Genomic DNA, 14065 nt, shown 5'->3' with positions numbered 1-14065 from the left:
TACGCTGGCGCTGACCTTGATGGAATAATGGCTGCCTCAGACGGAGCACCGGCCACCACTGCACTCGACCAGAAACGGAACGCCTCAGTGGATTTTGGAGCTCTACCTCCGGAGGTCAATTCTGCGCGCATGTATGGCGGCGCGGGCGCGGCAGACCTGCTGGCGGCTGCGGCTGCGTGGAACGGCATAGCTGTCGAGGTGAGCACAGCTGCGTCCTCCGTCGGGTCGGTCATCACGCGGCTGAGCACCGAGCACTGGATGGGTCCCGCATCGTTGTCGATGGCCGCCGCGGTGCAGCCCTATTTGGTCTGGTTGACCTGCACCGCTGAATCCTCGGCGCTCGCGGCGGCACAGGCCATGGCGTCTGCGGCCGCCTTTGAAACGGCGTTTGCGCTGACAGTGCCCCCGGCCGAGGTGGTTGCCAACAGAGCCCTGTTGGCTGAACTGACAGCGACCAACATCCTTGGGCAAAACGTGTCGGCCATCGCGGCTACCGAGGCACGCTATGGCGAAATGTGGGCCCAAGACGCTTCGGCCATGTACGGCTATGCGGCCGCATCCGCGGTGGCCGCAAGACTGAACCCGCTGACCAGGCCGTCGCACATCACCAATCCGGCCGGGCTCGCACACCAAGCCGCCGCTGTTGGCCAAGCCGGCGCATCCGCTTCCGCGCGCCAGGTGGGTCTGAGCCACCTGATCAGCGACGTCGCCGACGCTGTCATGAGCTTCGCCTCCCCGGTGATGTCCGCGGCCGATACCGGGTTGGAGGCGGTCAGGCAGTTCCTCAATCTCGATGTTCCGCTGTTCGTAGAATCCGCGTTTCACGGCCTGGGTGGCGTGGCGGACTTTGCCACGGCCGCCATTGGCAATATGACGCTTCTTGCCGATGCTATGGGAACCGTTGACGGAGCCGCTCCAGGTGGCGGCGCGCCAGCCGCGGTGGCACACGCGGTTGCCCCAGCGGGCGTCGGCGGAACAGCGCTGACGGCCGATTTGGGCAATGCGTCCGTGGTTGGTCGCCTGTCGGTGCCGGCAAGCTGGTCTACTGCAGCGCCGGCGACGGCAGCCGGCGCGGCCTTGGATGGCACAGGCTGGGCAGTTCCCGAGGAGGACGGCCCGATCGCAGTGATGCCGCCTGCCCCTGGAATGGTCGTAGCCGCCAACAGTGTTGGTGCCGACTCCGGACCACGGTACGGAGTCAAGCCGATTGTTATGCCCAAGCACGGCCTCTTCTGATCTGGAGACACCGAGACAAGCGCACGCGGCCGACCAGCGCGCCGCCGCGGCCACATTGCGCTAACCCTCCCGCGGCGCGTGTTTCATTTCGCTGCTGCGGCGAGCGGTCAGGTGCCACGCTCAAAAGGATCGTGTTAAGACTGCCGGTGCCGGCGTAAATAAGCCGTAAATGAATTCTGCGCTTGCGCCTTTTGATCGGGCTTGCGGAGGTGTGGATCGTTAGCCTTATCTAAACACAGGACCTGATCAGCTATTCGGCAGGGACTGATCAGGTAATTCACAGGTTTCTAGCCCTGCTGGCTTAGTCATATGAGGAGCAATCGATGTCATTCCTGACGACACAGCCTGAAGAGTTGGCGGCTGCGGCCGGCAAGCTCGAGACCATCGGCTCGGCGATGGTCGCCCAGAACGCGGCCGCGGCCGCCCCGACCACCACGGGCGTGATTCCCGCCGCCGCTGATGAGATATCAGTGCTACAGGCGTCGTTGTTCACCGCGTACGGCACTCTCTACCAGCAGGTCAGTGCTGAAGCAGCTGCGGTATACGACCTGTTTGTGAAGACCCTGGGGGTCAGCGCTGGCACCTATGCGGCCACCGAGGCCGCCAACTCATCCGCGGCCGCTTCGCCGTTGTCGGGTATCGCGAGCATCTTGGGTTCCACGCCCGGGAAGGTGCCCTCCTGGATTTCAGATATTGCCAATATCTTCAACATTGGGGCTGGGAACTGGGCCTCCGCCGCGTCGGACTTGCTAGGGCTGGCCAGCGGTGGTCTTCTTCCGGCTGCCGAGGAAGCCGCCCTCGAGGAGGGCTTGGAGGGCGCGGGCCTATCGGAGCTGGGGGCGGCGGAGGCGGCCGTCGGCGAGGCGCCGATCGCGGCCGGTCTGGGTGCGGCTCCGCTAGCCGCCGGCCTTAGTCGGGCGTCGTCAATCGGCGCATTGTCGGTGCCGCCCAGCTGGGCGGGACAGGCCAACCTGGTATCGAGCACCAGCACACTGCAGGGCGCTGGCTGGACCACCGCGGCACCGCATGGTGCCGCGGGGACGGTCATTCCCGGGATGCCGGGGTTGGCCTCGGCGACACGCAGCAGCGCGGGCTTCGGTGCGCCACGCTACGGCGCCAAACCCATCGTCATGCCCAAGCCGGCGGTATAGGGGGCGGCCTCGACGCGGTTGCCCGCACTTGAGAAGTAGCGAATTTCGATCAATAGAGATCAATAGAGGGATAGGGAAAATGGATTTTGGAGCTTTACCCCCGGAAATCAACTCCACACGAATGTACGCCGGTGCCGGCGCAGCACCCCTGATGGCCGCCGGGGCGACGTGGAACGGCCTGGCCGTCGAGTTGAGCACTACAGCATCGTCCGTCGAGTCGGTGATCATGCAGTTGACTACCGAACAGTGGCTGGGTCCGGCGTCGATGTCGATGGTCGTTGCTGCCCAGCCTTATTTGGCCTGGTTGACCTACACCGCTGAATCGGCGGCCCGTGCGGCTGCTCAGGCCATGGCGTCAGCGGCCGCCTTTGAGGCGGCGTTCGCCATGACGGTTCCGCCGGCGGAGGTCGCTGCCAACAGGGCTCTGCTCGCGGCACTGGTGGCGACCAACGTCCTGGGTCAAAACACACCGGCGATCATGGCGACCGAGGCTCACTACGGCGAAATGTGGGCTCAAGACGCACTGGCGATGTACGGTTACGCGGCCTCCTCGGCGGCGGCGGGGAGGTTGAACCCGTTGATCACGCCCTCCCAGACCGCCAACATGGCCGGGCTGGCCGGTCAGGCCGCCGCGGTCAGCCATGCCGCTGCCGCCAGCACGGTCCAACAGGTGGGGCTGGGATCGCTGATCAGCAACCTGCCGAACGCGGTAATGGGGTTCGCTTCGCCCCTGACATCGGCGGCCGACGCGGCGGGATTAGGCGGAATCATTCAGGACATTGAGGAGCTGCTCGGTATCACGTTTGTTCAGAACGCGATCAACGGCGCGGTCAACACCACCGCCTGGTTCGTCATGGCCACCATCCCCAACGCGGTATTCCTCGGACACGCCTTTGCTGCCCTAAACCCGGCAACCGTGACCGCCGCCGCCGATGCCGTTCCAGCTGCCGCGGCAGCAGCTGGTTTGGCGCACACGGTGACGCCAGTGGGCGTTGGTGGGGCCTCGCTGACGGCGAGTCTGGGCGAGGCGTCCTCGGTCGGTGGCCTGTCGGTCCCGGCCGGTTGGTCGACCGCTGCTCCGGCCATGACGTCTGGTACCACGGCACTGGAGGGCTCGGGCTGGGCGGTCCCCGAGGAAGCCGGGCCAGTCGCCGCAATGCCGGGTATGGCGGGGATTTCTGGGGCGGCCAAAGGAGCCGGTGCCTATGCCGGGCCTCGGTACGGGTTCAAGCCCATCGTCATGCCCAAACAGGTCGTCGTCTGATTGGCCTGTGGCCCATCGACCGGGCCGGCCGGCTATGTCCCGCACAGCGACCCGCCAGGCGTGGCCGGTGCGGCAACCGACGGCGGGGCCGCAACCGACGCCGCCCGGACCGTCAATCAAGCCGCCGGAGCCATGGCGTCGCAGCCGCCCCCGCCGGGCTCGCTAGCGGCGAAACGGCCGAAAAATGTCAGAATCCGCCACAGCTGGGGCACGTTCAAGCCGGATACCGTTCGGAATCATTCGGAATCATGAGGCTGTAAGGCCTCGCCGTTCGCGACACTTAAACCACGCACGCGACACGCCGCAGATGGTCGCAGTGGCTCAAGTCTGGCGTGAGGTTGTGCAGGCTAAGGCAATCGCGATAGCACCACCACTACCGGTGGTTTCGTGGGGTTTGATTTCGCTAGCATTCTTGTCGCATACGGTGCGGGGGCGCTACCGACGCTCCCCGCCGGCGGAGTCCGGCCACCACAGCAACCGAAGGCAAGCCAAATGACCTCACTGGATCTGACCGGCCGCACCGCCATAATTACTGGCGCATCGCGAGGCATCGGGCTTGCCATCGCCCAACAGCTGGCAGCTGCCGGCGCCCATGTGGTGCTCACCGCACGCAGGCAGGAAGCTGCCGACGAGGCTGCTGCACAGGTCGGCGACCGCGCCCTGGGCGTTGGTGCACACGCGGTCGACGAGGATGCCGCCCGGCGTTGTGTGGACCTCACCCTCGAGCGCTTCGGCAGCGTTGACATCCTGATCAACAACGCCGGAACCAACCCGGCTTACGGTCCGCTGCTCGAGCAGGACCACGCCCGCTTCGCCAAGATCTTCGACGTCAACCTGTGGGCACCGCTGATGTGGACCTCGCTCGTCGTGACGGCGTGGATGGGCGAGCACGGCGGCGCGGTGGTCAACACCGCCTCCATCGGCGGGATGCACCAGTCCCCGGCCATGGGCATGTACAACGCGACCAAAGCCGCGCTGATCCACGTCACCAAGCAGCTGGCGCTGGAGCTTTCACCGCGCATCCGGGTGAATGCGATCTGTCCCGGGGTGGTTCGCACCAGGCTTGCCGAGGCGCTGTGGAAGGACCACGAGGATCCGTTGGCGGCGACCATTGCGCTCGGACGAATCGGGGAGCCGGCCGACATAGCGAGCGCGGTCGCGTTCCTGGTTTCGGATGCCGCAAGCTGGATCACCGGCGAAACCATGATCATCGACGGCGGTCTACTGCTCGGCAACGCGCTGGGATTCCGGGCCGCACCCAGCACTGAGCATTGACCGCGCCGGTGTAGGGGCGCCTTTGCCCCGTGGAAAGTGCGTCCACGCACTGCCGCGGACGCAACTCGACGCGTAGCTCGCGGGGCGCACCGCGGACCGGCGTCGGCTGAATCATCATCGGGATCGACGTCGCGGCGCCTGAGGTGCTGCCAAGCAGACGCAGAATCGCACAAACCGGGCGCGATTAATGCGATTCTGCGTCTGCTTGGCGGGGCTAGTTGAGCGCTGCGCCGAAGGTCTCTGTCATTGCTGCCCAATGGCGTTCGTCGGCTGCGGCGTCATAAGACGGATTGTCCGGGACCGCGAACCCGTGGGCGGCCGGGTAGCACTCGATGCGGTGCGGCACGCCGGCCGCGCTGAACGCTTTGTCGAGTTTCTCGGCGTGGTCGGCGGTGAACGACGGGTCGTTCTCCGCGCCGCCGATGTAGACGGTGGCGCTGATCCGGTCGGCCAGCAAGTGCGGGCTGTCCGGGCTGTTGGCCACCAAACCGCCGGGGTGGAAAGCTGCCGCGGCGGCGACACGATCCGGCAGGCGGCCGGCCACCACCACCGACATTCGCCCGCCCATGCAGTAGCCGCAGACACCGAAGCGGTCCCCGATCACCTCCGGGCGGCTGGCCAGGTAGTTGAGAAGCGCATCGGCATCACGGGTTACCCGGTCGGGCGTTAGGGTGCCAATCATAAACATGATCCGTGCGCGTTCTTGCGGATCGCCGAACGCGGTCTTCATATCGAATGGAGCCCAGTCGCCTTCGCGGTAGTACACGTCGGGAAGCAGAACCACGTAACCGAATCCGGCTAGCTTGGCGGCCATCCGGTCGAAGGTGTCCCGAACGCCGCCGGCGTCAGGAAACATCACCACACCGGGCCAGCGGCCCGGACCATCGGGAGTGAACAGACGCACGGCGCAGGTGCCGTCAGGAGTAGCGGCGGTGTCGGTGGTTTTCGGCATGGCCTCCGTTGTACTCCTGTGGCGCGGATCTGGGTGTATTCCCGTCGACTCGCTGTGCCCGGCTTCGCCGCGCTTGCGATCGCCCGCTGGGTTTGTTTGGCGGCGAGTCGCTGCGGCGGCTTCGCCGCGCTTGCGATCGCCGCTAGGCTGACCGCGTGTCAATCGTGACGCCATACGAGGACCTGCTGCGCTTCGTGCTCGAAACGGGTACGCCCAAATCCGACCGCACCGGCACCGGAACCCGCAGCCTGTTCGGCCAGCAGATGCGCTATGATTTGTCGGCCGGTTTCCCGCTGCTCACTACCAAGAAAGTCCATTTCAAATCGGTAGCCTACGAGCTGCTGTGGTTTTTGCGCGGCGATTCCAATATCGGTTGGCTGCACGAGCATGGAGTCACTATCTGGGACGAATGGGCAAGTGATACAGGCGAACTCGGGCCGATCTACGGTGTACAATGGCGATCGTGGCCGGCTCCGTCCGGTGAGCACATCGACCAGATCAGCGCGGCGCTGGATTTGCTGCGCACCGATCCCGATTCCCGGCGCATCATCGTGTCGGCCTGGAACGTCGGCGAAATCGAGCGGATGGCGCTGCCGCCCTGTCATGCGTTCTTCCAGTTCTACGTCGCCGATGGCCGGCTGAGCTGTCAGCTCTACCAACGCAGCGCCGACCTGTTTCTGGGTGTGCCGTTCAACATCGCCAGCTATGCGTTGCTCACCCACATGATGGCCGCCCAGGCCGGCTTGTCGGTCGGCGAGTTCATCTGGACCGGTGGCGACTGCCACATCTACGACAATCACGTCGAGCAAGTACGGCTGCAGCTCAGCCGCGAGCCGCGGCCATATCCGAAACTACTTCTAGCCGACCGGGATTCAATCTTCGAGTACACCTATGAAGACATCGTTGTGAAGAACTACGATCCGCATCCGGCGATCAAAGCTCCAGTCGCGGTATGAGGCGCGCCGACGACAATGAAGTCGGCTCGGACAGCCTTCAAGCCGGAATCAAGGAGTGACGCGTGTGACGATGGTGGGGCTGATCTGGGCTCAAGCGACATCGGGTGTCATCGGCCGCGGCGGCGACATCCCCTGGCGCTTGCCCGAGGACCAGGCGCATTTCCGGGAGATCACCATGGGGCACACGATCGTGATGGGCCGGCGCACATGGGATTCGCTGCCGGCTAAAGTCCGGCCGCTGCCCGGCCGGCGAAATGTCGTACTGAGCCGCCAAGCTGACTTTATGGCCAGCGGGGCTGAGGTTGTCGGTTCACTCGAGGAGGCGCTGACCAGCCCGGAGACGTGGGTGATCGGAGGCGGACAAGTCTATGCGCTGGCGCTGCCGTACGCGACCAGATGTGAGGTTACCGAGGTCGACATCGGCCTGCCGCGCGAAGCCGGTGACGCGCTGGCCCCCGTGCTGGACGAGACATGGCGGGGCGAGACGGGGGAGTGGCGCTTCAGCCGGTCCGGGTTGCGGTACCGGTTGTACAGCTACCACCGCTCATGAGTAGCCCTGTGTCAAGCCGCCGTTTGGCGAACTTGGTTACGGAGAGCCTGCAGGGCTCGGTGTTGGGTGGGATCGTAAGCGACGCCGTCTTGCCAGCAGTGCCAGATGACGTAAAGCCAGGCGCGGGCGAGGATGCGTACGGCGTGAGGGTGGTCGTGGCCGCGGGCTCGGGCGCGGTTGTAAAGGTCGGCGGCCCAGGGGTTGGCTCGGCGGCTGTCGCCGGCGAAGTCGCAGACGGCGTCGCGGAGTTGTTTGTCTGCGGCCCAACGGAACCCGACGTGGGTGACTTTGCCGGACTGGCGGGTGGAGGGGGCGACGCCGGCCAAGCAGGCCAGCGATTCGGGCGTGGGAAAACGGGCTCGGCAGTCACCGATCTCGGCGAGCAGCCGGGCCGCGCGCACGGTGCCGGAGCGGGGCAGGGAGGTGAAGATGTGCGCGTCGGCGTGCAGGGCGAGCTGCTCGGCGATCTGCGCGTCGAGGGCCTTGATCTGCGTGGCGATGCTGGTAAGCGCAGCGAGCAGGGCGCGGGTGATGTGTGCGTTGGCGGCGCCGTCCTCACCTGTGACACCGCGCGGGGCGCCGGTGAGCCGGCCGTGAAGCACCGCGGGGTCGACGCGCCCGCAGTAGCCGGCGGCGGCCAGCCAGGCGGCCAGGCGCTTGACCGACAACCAGTCTGCGCGGTCCTGGCAGTCGAATCGGGTCAGGAACGCCAGGCTGATCGGCGAGTCGATGTCGGCGAACAGCCCGACCACGCCCGGAAAGACGATGCGCAGGTGCGCGCGCAGCTGGTTGGCCAACGCCACCCGGTGCCCGACCAGGTCTTTGCGAGCGCGACAGGTCCGGCGCAGGGTGGCCGTGGCCGCGGTGTCGGGCAGCAGTGGACGCAGCCGGGACCGGTCGGTGCGCAGCGTGTCGGCGAGCACGAACGCGTCGAAGCGGTCGTCCTTGTTGCCGGCCGAGCCGTAACGGCCGCGCAGATTCTTCAGCTGGTTCGGGCTGATCACCACCACCGTGAGCCCGGCCTCGAGCAGGGTGTCCACCACCGGGCCGTCCGGGCGTTCGATGGCGACCTCGCGCACACCGGCCCGGTTCAGCAGCTCGAGCAGCTCGCGCAGTCCGGCGGCGTTGTGCTCGATCGTGGCGCGGCGAACCTCGCGGCCACGCGCATCGACGATCGATACCGCGTGATCGTCTCGCGCCCAATCAATTCCACCCGTGACGCCGTTCTGCGGCTCGTCGCGCAATGTGGTTTCGGCAGTAGACTCCATAACAGCCTCCTCGCTGCTAGACCCAGTGGGGAGGCACCCTCGTGCGAGGCCCGAACGCGGCTGCCGCATCGCTCACTGTTCGGCGCTCGTCGGCGCTCAGTCCTGTCGACGGTCGGCGCGTCCGGGGCAACCGCCGGACTCCGCAAAACTCATGATGGACATCACGGCTGTCAAGCGAGCAGGGCGATAACCCAGCGGCGCCTCGGGTGCATCGGGCAATCCATCCAAGATCACCGACACAAGGATGGTGCACCAGTGAGCGCCGCTTCTCCTCATCGCTTCGTCCCCCGCAAGCGGGTGGTACCCCCACTGCATCGTCGCGGCGCGCGCTCATGAGCGCCGCGACTGCTGCGTGGGACCGCCGGGCGGCCGTCGTCGTAGGAGGCGTCGCCGAACCCGGGTCGGCCGGCCCGATCGCCGGTGCCGACCGCAAGTGGCTGATCTCGCGAATCCAAGTGCGGCAGCTGGATTCGGCGGCAGTGGCGGCCAAACGCCGGCACTTGTATTACGTGCGGCCCCTTGACGGACACCCGGTTGCGCGGGTGGACCGCAAAACCGACCGCGCCGCGGACAGCTTGCCCGTGGCGGGCGTGCTTGGCGAACTCGACATACCGCCGGTCACGGTTGCCGAGGGGTTGGCCGGCGAGCTGGCGTCGATGGCGTCGTGGCTGGGATTGGGGGGGATCGCCGTGTCCACCCGGGGTGATCTGGCTGGGGAACTGTGCGCGGCCACCAAGCGGACTAACGGATGAGCCGCGTCGAGAAAGTCGAAAAGGTAAGGCTAGGGGACCATCTCGACTTCTCGAATGGCCATACGTCTGGCCATACGTCGCCAGCGAGCGAGCCCGGCGGCCGCTATCCCGTCTATGGTGCAAACGGGGTTATCGGATATTCCGCCCAACACAACGCGCGTGGCCCGCTGATCGTCGTCGGCCGCGTCGGCTCGTACTGCGGTAGCCTGCGCTATTGCGATTCCGACGTGTGGGTGACCGACAACGCGCTGGCGTGTCGGGCCAAGAAGCCCGAGGAAACCCGATATTGGTATTACGCGCTACTGGGTTTCGGGCTCAACCGATATCGGGCCGGATCGGGACAGCCCCTGCTGAGTCAGGGTGTTCTGCGGAACGTTTCGGTATCGGCCGTCGCCGCGCCCGACCGCCCTCGAATCGGCGAGATCCTAGGCGCCTTCGACGACAAGATCGCCGCCAACGACCGTGTCATCGAAGCCGCCGAGGCGTTGATGCTTGCGATCGTCGGGCGGCTCTCTGCATACGTGCCGTTGTCGAGCCTGGCGAGCAGGTCAACCGCATGTCTTGATGCGCAGCACTTCGATAGCACCGTCGCCCATTACAGTTTCGCGGCATTCGACGGCGGCGCCCAGCCCAGTCGCGTCGGTGGGCGAACGATCAGGAGCGCAAAGCTCGTCGTGTCGCAGCCGTGTGTGTTGTTCCCGAAACTGAATCCAAGAATCCCGCGAATCTGGAACATCACCAGCCTCCCGTCGGAAATGGCGCTGGCGAGTACGGAGTTCGTCGTGCTGCGGCCAGTCGGCGTCGACACTTCGGCCCTGTGGGCGGCGCTGCGACAACCCGATGTCCTGGCAGAACTGCGGCAGTTAGTCGGGGGCATGACGGGAAGCCGGCAACGAATCCAACCGACCCAGCTGTTGCGGGTTTGGGTGTGCGATGTGCGCCGGTTGACTCCCGGACACGCGGCCGCAATCGCGAACCTGGGTGCGCTGTGCAACGAGCGGCGGATTGAATCCGCACGCCTGGCATCCTGCCGCGATGCGCTGCTTCCGCTGTTGATGTCCGGGATAGATGGTCTACCCGCTGGCCGGTAGCCTTCTACCATGAGCCTCAATATCAAGAGCCAGCGCACCGTGGCGCTGGTGCGGGAACTGGCCGCACGCACCGGCACCAACCAGACGGCTGCTGTCGAGGACGCCGTCGCGCGCCGCCTCTCGGAGTTGGACCGCGAGGACAGGGCACGCGCGGAGGCCCGGCGCGCCGCCGCCGAACAGACCCTGCGCGACCTCGACAAGCTGCTCAGCGACGACGACAAGCGCCTGATTCGGCGACACGAGGTCGACCTCTACGATGACAGCGGTCTGCCCCGGTGATCGTCGATACGTCGGCCATCGTCGCCATCGTGAGCGGGGAATCGGGCGCGCAGGTGCTCAAGGAGGCGCTGGAGCGGTCACCGAACTCCCGAATGTCCGCGCCCAACTACGTCGAACTGTGCGCGATCATGCAGCGGCGGGACCGGCCGGAGATCTCTCGATTGGTGGACCGTTTGCTGGACGACTACGGAATCCAGGTCGAAGCCGTCGACGCCGACCAAGCCCGCGTGGCCGCGCAGGCGTATCGCGACTACGGCCGCGGCAGCGGCCATCCGGCCCGTCTCAACCTCGGCGACACCTACAGCTACGCCCTGGCCCAGGTCACCGGGGAGCCGCTGCTGTTTCGTGGCGATGACTTCACGCATACCGATATCCGGCCCGCGTGCACCTGAGCCCCGCCTGAGATACATCCGTTATATGCATCGCGGATATGCATTAGTAGTATGCTCTCCGGGTGTGACGCGCACCATGATCGACATCGATGACGACCTGCTCGCTCGGGCCGCCAAGGAACTGGGTACCACGACCAAGAAAGACACCGTGCATGCCGCGCTGCGGGCCGCGTTGCGAGCCAGTGCCGCGCGCTCGCTCATGAACCGGATGGCCGAGAACGCCACCGGAACCCAGGACGAAGCTCTGGTCAACGCAATGTGGCGAGACGGCCACCCAGAGAACACGGCATGACCACGCGCTATTTGCTCGACAAATCAGCGGCTTACCGCGCGCACTTGCCCGCGGTCCGACATCGCTTGGAACCGTTGATGGAACGCGGTCTACTGGCCCGGTGCGGCATTACCGATCTCGAGTTCGGAGTCTCGGCGCGTTCCCGCGAGGACCATCGAACACTGGGCACCTACCGGCGTGACGCGCTCGAATACGTCAACACCCCCGACACCGTGTGGGATCGTGCATGGGAGATCCAAGAAGCATTGACCGACAAGGGATTTCACCGCTCGGTCAAGATCCCGGACTTGATCATTGCGGCGGTCGCCGAGCATCACGGCATACCCGTCATGCACTACGACCAAGACTTCGAACGCATCGCCGCCATCACACGGCAACCCGTGGAATGGGTGGTGGCCCCAGGGACAGCGTGATTCGCCCGATGCGACCTTCGTGTTGTCGAGGAGCTGGCCCACCACGCCCGGCATCGCCGCGGCGCATCGATAGGAAGGAAACGGGAATGCCGCCCAGGAAGAAGCAGGCGCCGCAGGCGCCGTCGACGATGAAGGAGCTCAAAGACACGCTCTGGAAGGCCGCCGACAAGCTGCGCGGGTCGCTGTCGGCCAGCCAATACAAGGACGTGATCCTCGGCCTGGTGTTCCTTAAGTACGTGTCCGACGCGTATGACGAACGGCGCGAGGCAATCCGTGCCGAGTTGGCGGCCGAAGGAATGGAGGAGTCTCAGATAGAAGACCTGATCGACGATCCCGAGCAGTACCAGGGTTACGGCGTATTCGTGGTGCCGGTGAGTGCGCGCTGGAAGTTCTTGGCAGAGAACACAAAAGGCAAGCCAGCCGTTGGTGGTGAGCCGGCGAAGAACATCGGTCAGCTGATCGACGAGGCGATGGACGCGGTAATGAAGGCCAATCCAACACTCGGTGGGACGCTGCCGAGGCTGTATAACAAGGACAACATCGACCAGCGCCGGCTCGGTGAGCTGATCGACCTATTTAACAGTGCGCGCTTCAGCCGGCAGGGCGAGCACCGCGCCCGGGATCTGATGGGTGAGGTCTACGAATACTTCCTCGGCAATTTCGCTCGCGCGGAAGGGAAGCGGGGTGGCGAGTTCTTTACCCCGCCCAGCGTGGTCAAGGTGATCGTGGAGGTGCTGGAGCCGTCGAGTGGGCGGGTGTATGACCCGTGCTGCGGTTCCGGAGGCATGTTTGTGCAGACCGAGAAGTTCATCTACGAACACGACGGCGATCCGAAGGATGTCTCGATCTATGGCCAGGAAAGCATTGAGGAGACCTGGCGGATGGCGAAGATGAACCTCGCCATCCACGGCATCGACAACAAGGGGCTCGGCGCCCGATGGAGTGATACCTTCGCCCGCGACCAGCACCCGGACGTGCAGATGGACTACGTGATGGCCAATCCGCCGTTCAACATCAAAGACTGGGCCCGCAACGAGGAAGACCCACGCTGGCGCTTCGGTGTTCCGCCCGCCAATAACGCCAACTACGCATGGATTCAGCACATCCTGTACAAGTTGGCGCCGGGAGGTCGGGCGGGCGTGGTGATGGCCAACGGGTCGATGTCGTCGAACTCCAACGGCGAGGGGGATATTCGCGCGCAGATCGTGGAGGCGGATTTGGTTTCCTGCATGGTCGCGTTACCCACCCAGCTGTTCCGCAGCACCGGAATCCCGGTGTGCCTGTGGTTTTTCGCCAAAGACAAGGCGGCAGGTAAGCAAGGGTCTATCGACCGGTGCGGGCAGGTGCTGTTCATCGACGCTCGTGAACTGGGCGACCTAGTGGACCGGGCCGAGCGGGCGCTGACCAACGAGGAGATCGTCCGCATCGGGGATACCTTCCACGCGTGGCGCGGGTCGAAGTCGGCTGCCGTCAAAGGGATTATGTACGAGGATGTTCCGGGGTTCTGTAAGTCGGCGACGTTGGCGGAGATCAAGGCGACCGACTATGCGCTCACGCCGGGGCGGTATGTGGGTACGCCCGCGGTCGAGGACGACGGAGAGCCGATCGACGAGAAGATGGCCCGGTTGTCGAAGGCGTTGCTGGAGGCGTTCGATGAGTCGGCGCGGCTGGAAAGGGTCGTGCGGGAGCAACTGGGGCGGCTTAGATGAGTGATGGATGGAAAACCTTGCGGTTCGGGGAAGTCCTTGAGCTGCAGCGAGGACATGATCTTCCTGCGGCGTCGCGGGGATCTGGAACGGTACCTGTTATCGGGTCATTCGGGGTGACCGGTATGCATGACACAGCTGCGTACGATGGTCCCGGTGTAGCCATCGGCAGGAGCGGTGCGGCGATTGGTACCGCAACTTTCGTTGCGGGTCCGATCTGGCCGCTGGACACTTGCCTATTTGTTCGCGACTTCAAGGGCAACGATCCCCGTTAGGTAGATCGGCTTCTTCAGGCAACAGATTTGGTGGGGTTCAACTCTGGGAGCCAGCGCCAACGCGGACGCTCGACGGGCGTGGACCCTGCGGCACAACTTCACGTTTTACGACGCCCTCTACGTGGCACTGGCCAGTCACCTCGACATCCCCCTGCTGACCGCGGACCCGCGTCTGCGCCGGGAGCCCGGGCTGACCTGCCACACCGAGTTCGT

Annotated in this window: 17 protein-coding genes and 2 pseudogenes; 17 read left to right on the top strand and 2 right to left on the bottom strand. The window is 65.3% G+C overall.

What is annotated here, in order from left to right; translation table 11 throughout:
* Nucleotides 1-87: 87 nt before the first annotated feature.
* From MCAN_RS14680 to MCAN_RS14655, 6 genes and pseudogenes are all read left to right on the top strand, one after another.
* Entirely contained in the window at nt 88-1236 is a 1149-nt protein-coding gene (locus MCAN_RS14680) for a PPE family protein (protein WP_014001413.1), read from the top strand.
* A 323-nt stretch (nt 1237-1559) separates the two neighbouring features.
* Nucleotides 1560-2387, top strand: a complete 828-nt coding sequence (locus tag MCAN_RS14675; protein WP_003414086.1) for a PPE family protein, SVP subgroup — start codon at nt 1560-1562, stop codon at nt 2385-2387.
* A 79-nt stretch (nt 2388-2466) separates the two neighbouring features.
* Nucleotides 2467-3651 carry a PPE family protein gene (locus MCAN_RS14670; RefSeq protein ID WP_014001412.1) on the top strand — a complete coding sequence of 395 codons (1185 nt, stop codon included), beginning with the start codon at nt 2467-2469 and terminating at the stop codon, nt 3649-3651.
* Nucleotides 3652-3911, top strand: a pseudogene (locus MCAN_RS14665) (hypothetical protein).
* Nucleotides 3836-4147, top strand: a complete 312-nt coding sequence (locus tag MCAN_RS14660; RefSeq protein ID WP_014001411.1) for a hypothetical protein — start codon at nt 3836-3838, stop codon at nt 4145-4147. The pseudogene MCAN_RS14665 and the gene MCAN_RS14660 overlap by 76 nt, the downstream one beginning before the upstream one ends.
* Entirely contained in the window at nt 4144-4926 is a 783-nt protein-coding gene (locus tag MCAN_RS14655) for an SDR family oxidoreductase (protein ID WP_003414081.1), read from the top strand. Before MCAN_RS14660 ends, MCAN_RS14655 begins: the two co-directional genes overlap by 4 nt.
* 214 nt (nt 4927-5140) lie before the next feature.
* On the opposite strand, the gene MCAN_RS14650 is transcribed toward MCAN_RS14655, so the two are convergent.
* Nucleotides 5141-5878, bottom strand: coding sequence for a dienelactone hydrolase family protein (locus tag MCAN_RS14650; RefSeq protein WP_003414079.1), 738 nt, complete (start codon nt 5876-5878; stop codon nt 5141-5143).
* A gap of 155 nt (nt 5879-6033) precedes the next feature.
* Here MCAN_RS14650 and MCAN_RS14645 point away from each other — a divergent pair, with 155 nt between their 5' ends.
* Both MCAN_RS14645 and dfrA read left to right on the top strand, forming a co-directional pair.
* The gene (locus tag MCAN_RS14645; protein WP_003911953.1) at nt 6034-6834 is read left to right on the top strand and encodes a thymidylate synthase; all 801 of its coding nucleotides are present in this window, start codon (nt 6034-6036) and stop codon (nt 6832-6834) included.
* Nucleotides 6835-6904: 70 nt separating this feature from the next.
* Nucleotides 6905-7384 carry a dihydrofolate reductase gene (gene dfrA, locus MCAN_RS14640; RefSeq protein WP_003414073.1) on the top strand — a complete coding sequence of 160 codons (480 nt, stop codon included), beginning with the start codon at nt 6905-6907 and terminating at the stop codon, nt 7382-7384.
* An 11-nt stretch (nt 7385-7395) separates the two neighbouring features.
* Here the strand turns inward: dfrA and MCAN_RS14635 are convergent, their stop codons facing one another.
* A complete protein-coding gene (locus tag MCAN_RS14635; RefSeq protein ID WP_014001439.1) occupies nt 7396-8652 on the bottom strand; it encodes an IS110 family RNA-guided transposase in 1257 nt (418 codons plus the stop codon).
* Between the two features lie 78 nt (nt 8653-8730).
* Here MCAN_RS14635 and MCAN_RS23175 point away from each other — a divergent pair.
* The 9 genes and pseudogenes from MCAN_RS23175 to MCAN_RS14595 form a co-directional block, all read left to right on the top strand.
* Nucleotides 8731-8911, top strand: a pseudogene (locus tag MCAN_RS23175) (hypothetical protein); the annotation flags it as partial.
* Between the two features lie 73 nt (nt 8912-8984).
* A complete protein-coding gene (locus MCAN_RS14630) occupies nt 8985-9404 on the top strand; it encodes a winged helix DNA-binding domain-containing protein (RefSeq protein ID WP_014001409.1) in 420 nt (139 codons plus the stop codon).
* Nucleotides 9401-10495 (top strand): restriction endonuclease subunit S, encoded by a 1095-nt coding sequence (locus MCAN_RS14625; protein ID WP_014001408.1) that lies wholly within the window; start codon nt 9401-9403, stop codon nt 10493-10495. The genes MCAN_RS14630 and MCAN_RS14625 overlap by 4 nt, the downstream gene beginning before the upstream one ends.
* A gap of 9 nt (nt 10496-10504) precedes the next feature.
* Nucleotides 10505-10774, top strand: coding sequence for a type II toxin-antitoxin system VapB family antitoxin (locus MCAN_RS14620; protein ID WP_003414066.1), 270 nt, complete (start codon nt 10505-10507; stop codon nt 10772-10774).
* Nucleotides 10771-11166 (top strand): type II toxin-antitoxin system VapC family toxin, encoded by a 396-nt coding sequence (locus tag MCAN_RS14615; protein ID WP_003414064.1) that lies wholly within the window; start codon nt 10771-10773, stop codon nt 11164-11166. Before MCAN_RS14620 ends, MCAN_RS14615 begins: the two co-directional genes overlap by 4 nt.
* Nucleotides 11167-11191: 25 nt before the next feature.
* Complete coding sequence (locus tag MCAN_RS14610; RefSeq protein ID WP_003414061.1) at nt 11192-11458, top strand: type II toxin-antitoxin system VapB family antitoxin; 267 nt, start codon at nt 11192-11194, stop codon at nt 11456-11458.
* The gene (gene vapC21 / locus MCAN_RS14605; protein WP_014001407.1) at nt 11455-11871 is read left to right on the top strand and encodes a type II toxin-antitoxin system toxin ribonuclease C21; all 417 of its coding nucleotides are present in this window, start codon (nt 11455-11457) and stop codon (nt 11869-11871) included. Before MCAN_RS14610 ends, vapC21 begins: the two co-directional genes overlap by 4 nt.
* Nucleotides 11872-11957: 86 nt before the next feature.
* Nucleotides 11958-13580 carry a class I SAM-dependent DNA methyltransferase gene (locus tag MCAN_RS14600; protein ID WP_003414057.1) on the top strand — a complete coding sequence of 541 codons (1623 nt, stop codon included), beginning with the start codon at nt 11958-11960 and terminating at the stop codon, nt 13578-13580.
* The gene (locus MCAN_RS14595; protein ID WP_003414055.1) at nt 13577-13852 is read left to right on the top strand and encodes a restriction endonuclease subunit S domain-containing protein; all 276 of its coding nucleotides are present in this window, start codon (nt 13577-13579) and stop codon (nt 13850-13852) included. Before MCAN_RS14600 ends, MCAN_RS14595 begins: the two co-directional genes overlap by 4 nt.
* Nucleotides 13853-14065 lie beyond the last annotated feature (213 nt).

Source organism: Mycobacterium canetti CIPT 140010059 (genome assembly GCF_000253375.1).
GTDB classification, from domain to species: Bacteria; Actinomycetota; Actinomycetes; order Mycobacteriales; family Mycobacteriaceae; genus Mycobacterium; species Mycobacterium tuberculosis.
The sequence above is the reverse complement of the archived record's forward strand: the minus strand, read 5'-3'. Positions and strand labels throughout refer to the sequence as shown.

What these genes read in the sequence shown, in the direction of transcription:
- MCAN_RS14675 (WP_003414086.1), top strand. Translation starts at nt 1,560, where the DNA reads ATGTCATTCCTGACGACACAGCCTGAAGAGTTGGCGGCTGCGGCCGGC.
- MCAN_RS14670 (WP_014001412.1), top strand. Translation starts at nt 2,467, where the DNA reads ATGGATTTTGGAGCTTTACCCCCGGAAATCAACTCCACACGAATGTAC.
- MCAN_RS14660 (WP_014001411.1), top strand. Translation starts at nt 3,836, where the DNA reads ATGTCAGAATCCGCCACAGCTGGGGCACGTTCAAGCCGGATACCGTTC.
- MCAN_RS14655 (WP_003414081.1), top strand. Translation starts at nt 4,144, where the DNA reads ATGACCTCACTGGATCTGACCGGCCGCACCGCCATAATTACTGGCGCA.
- MCAN_RS14650 (WP_003414079.1), bottom strand. Translation starts at nt 5,878, where the DNA reads ATGCCGAAAACCACCGACACCGCCGCTACTCCTGACGGCACCTGCGCC.
- dfrA (WP_003414073.1), top strand. Translation starts at nt 6,905, where the DNA reads ATGGTGGGGCTGATCTGGGCTCAAGCGACATCGGGTGTCATCGGCCGC.
- MCAN_RS14635 (WP_014001439.1), bottom strand. Translation starts at nt 8,652, where the DNA reads ATGGAGTCTACTGCCGAAACCACATTGCGCGACGAGCCGCAGAACGGC.
- MCAN_RS14630 (WP_014001409.1), top strand. Translation starts at nt 8,985, where the DNA reads ATGAGCGCCGCGACTGCTGCGTGGGACCGCCGGGCGGCCGTCGTCGTA.
- MCAN_RS14625 (WP_014001408.1), top strand. Translation starts at nt 9,401, where the DNA reads ATGAGCCGCGTCGAGAAAGTCGAAAAGGTAAGGCTAGGGGACCATCTC.
- MCAN_RS14620 (WP_003414066.1), top strand. Translation starts at nt 10,505, where the DNA reads ATGAGCCTCAATATCAAGAGCCAGCGCACCGTGGCGCTGGTGCGGGAA.
- MCAN_RS14610 (WP_003414061.1), top strand. Translation starts at nt 11,192, where the DNA reads ATGCATCGCGGATATGCATTAGTAGTATGCTCTCCGGGTGTGACGCGC.
- vapC21 (WP_014001407.1), top strand. Translation starts at nt 11,455, where the DNA reads ATGACCACGCGCTATTTGCTCGACAAATCAGCGGCTTACCGCGCGCAC.
- MCAN_RS14600 (WP_003414057.1), top strand. Translation starts at nt 11,958, where the DNA reads ATGCCGCCCAGGAAGAAGCAGGCGCCGCAGGCGCCGTCGACGATGAAG.
- MCAN_RS14595 (WP_003414055.1), top strand. Translation starts at nt 13,577, where the DNA reads ATGAGTGATGGATGGAAAACCTTGCGGTTCGGGGAAGTCCTTGAGCTG.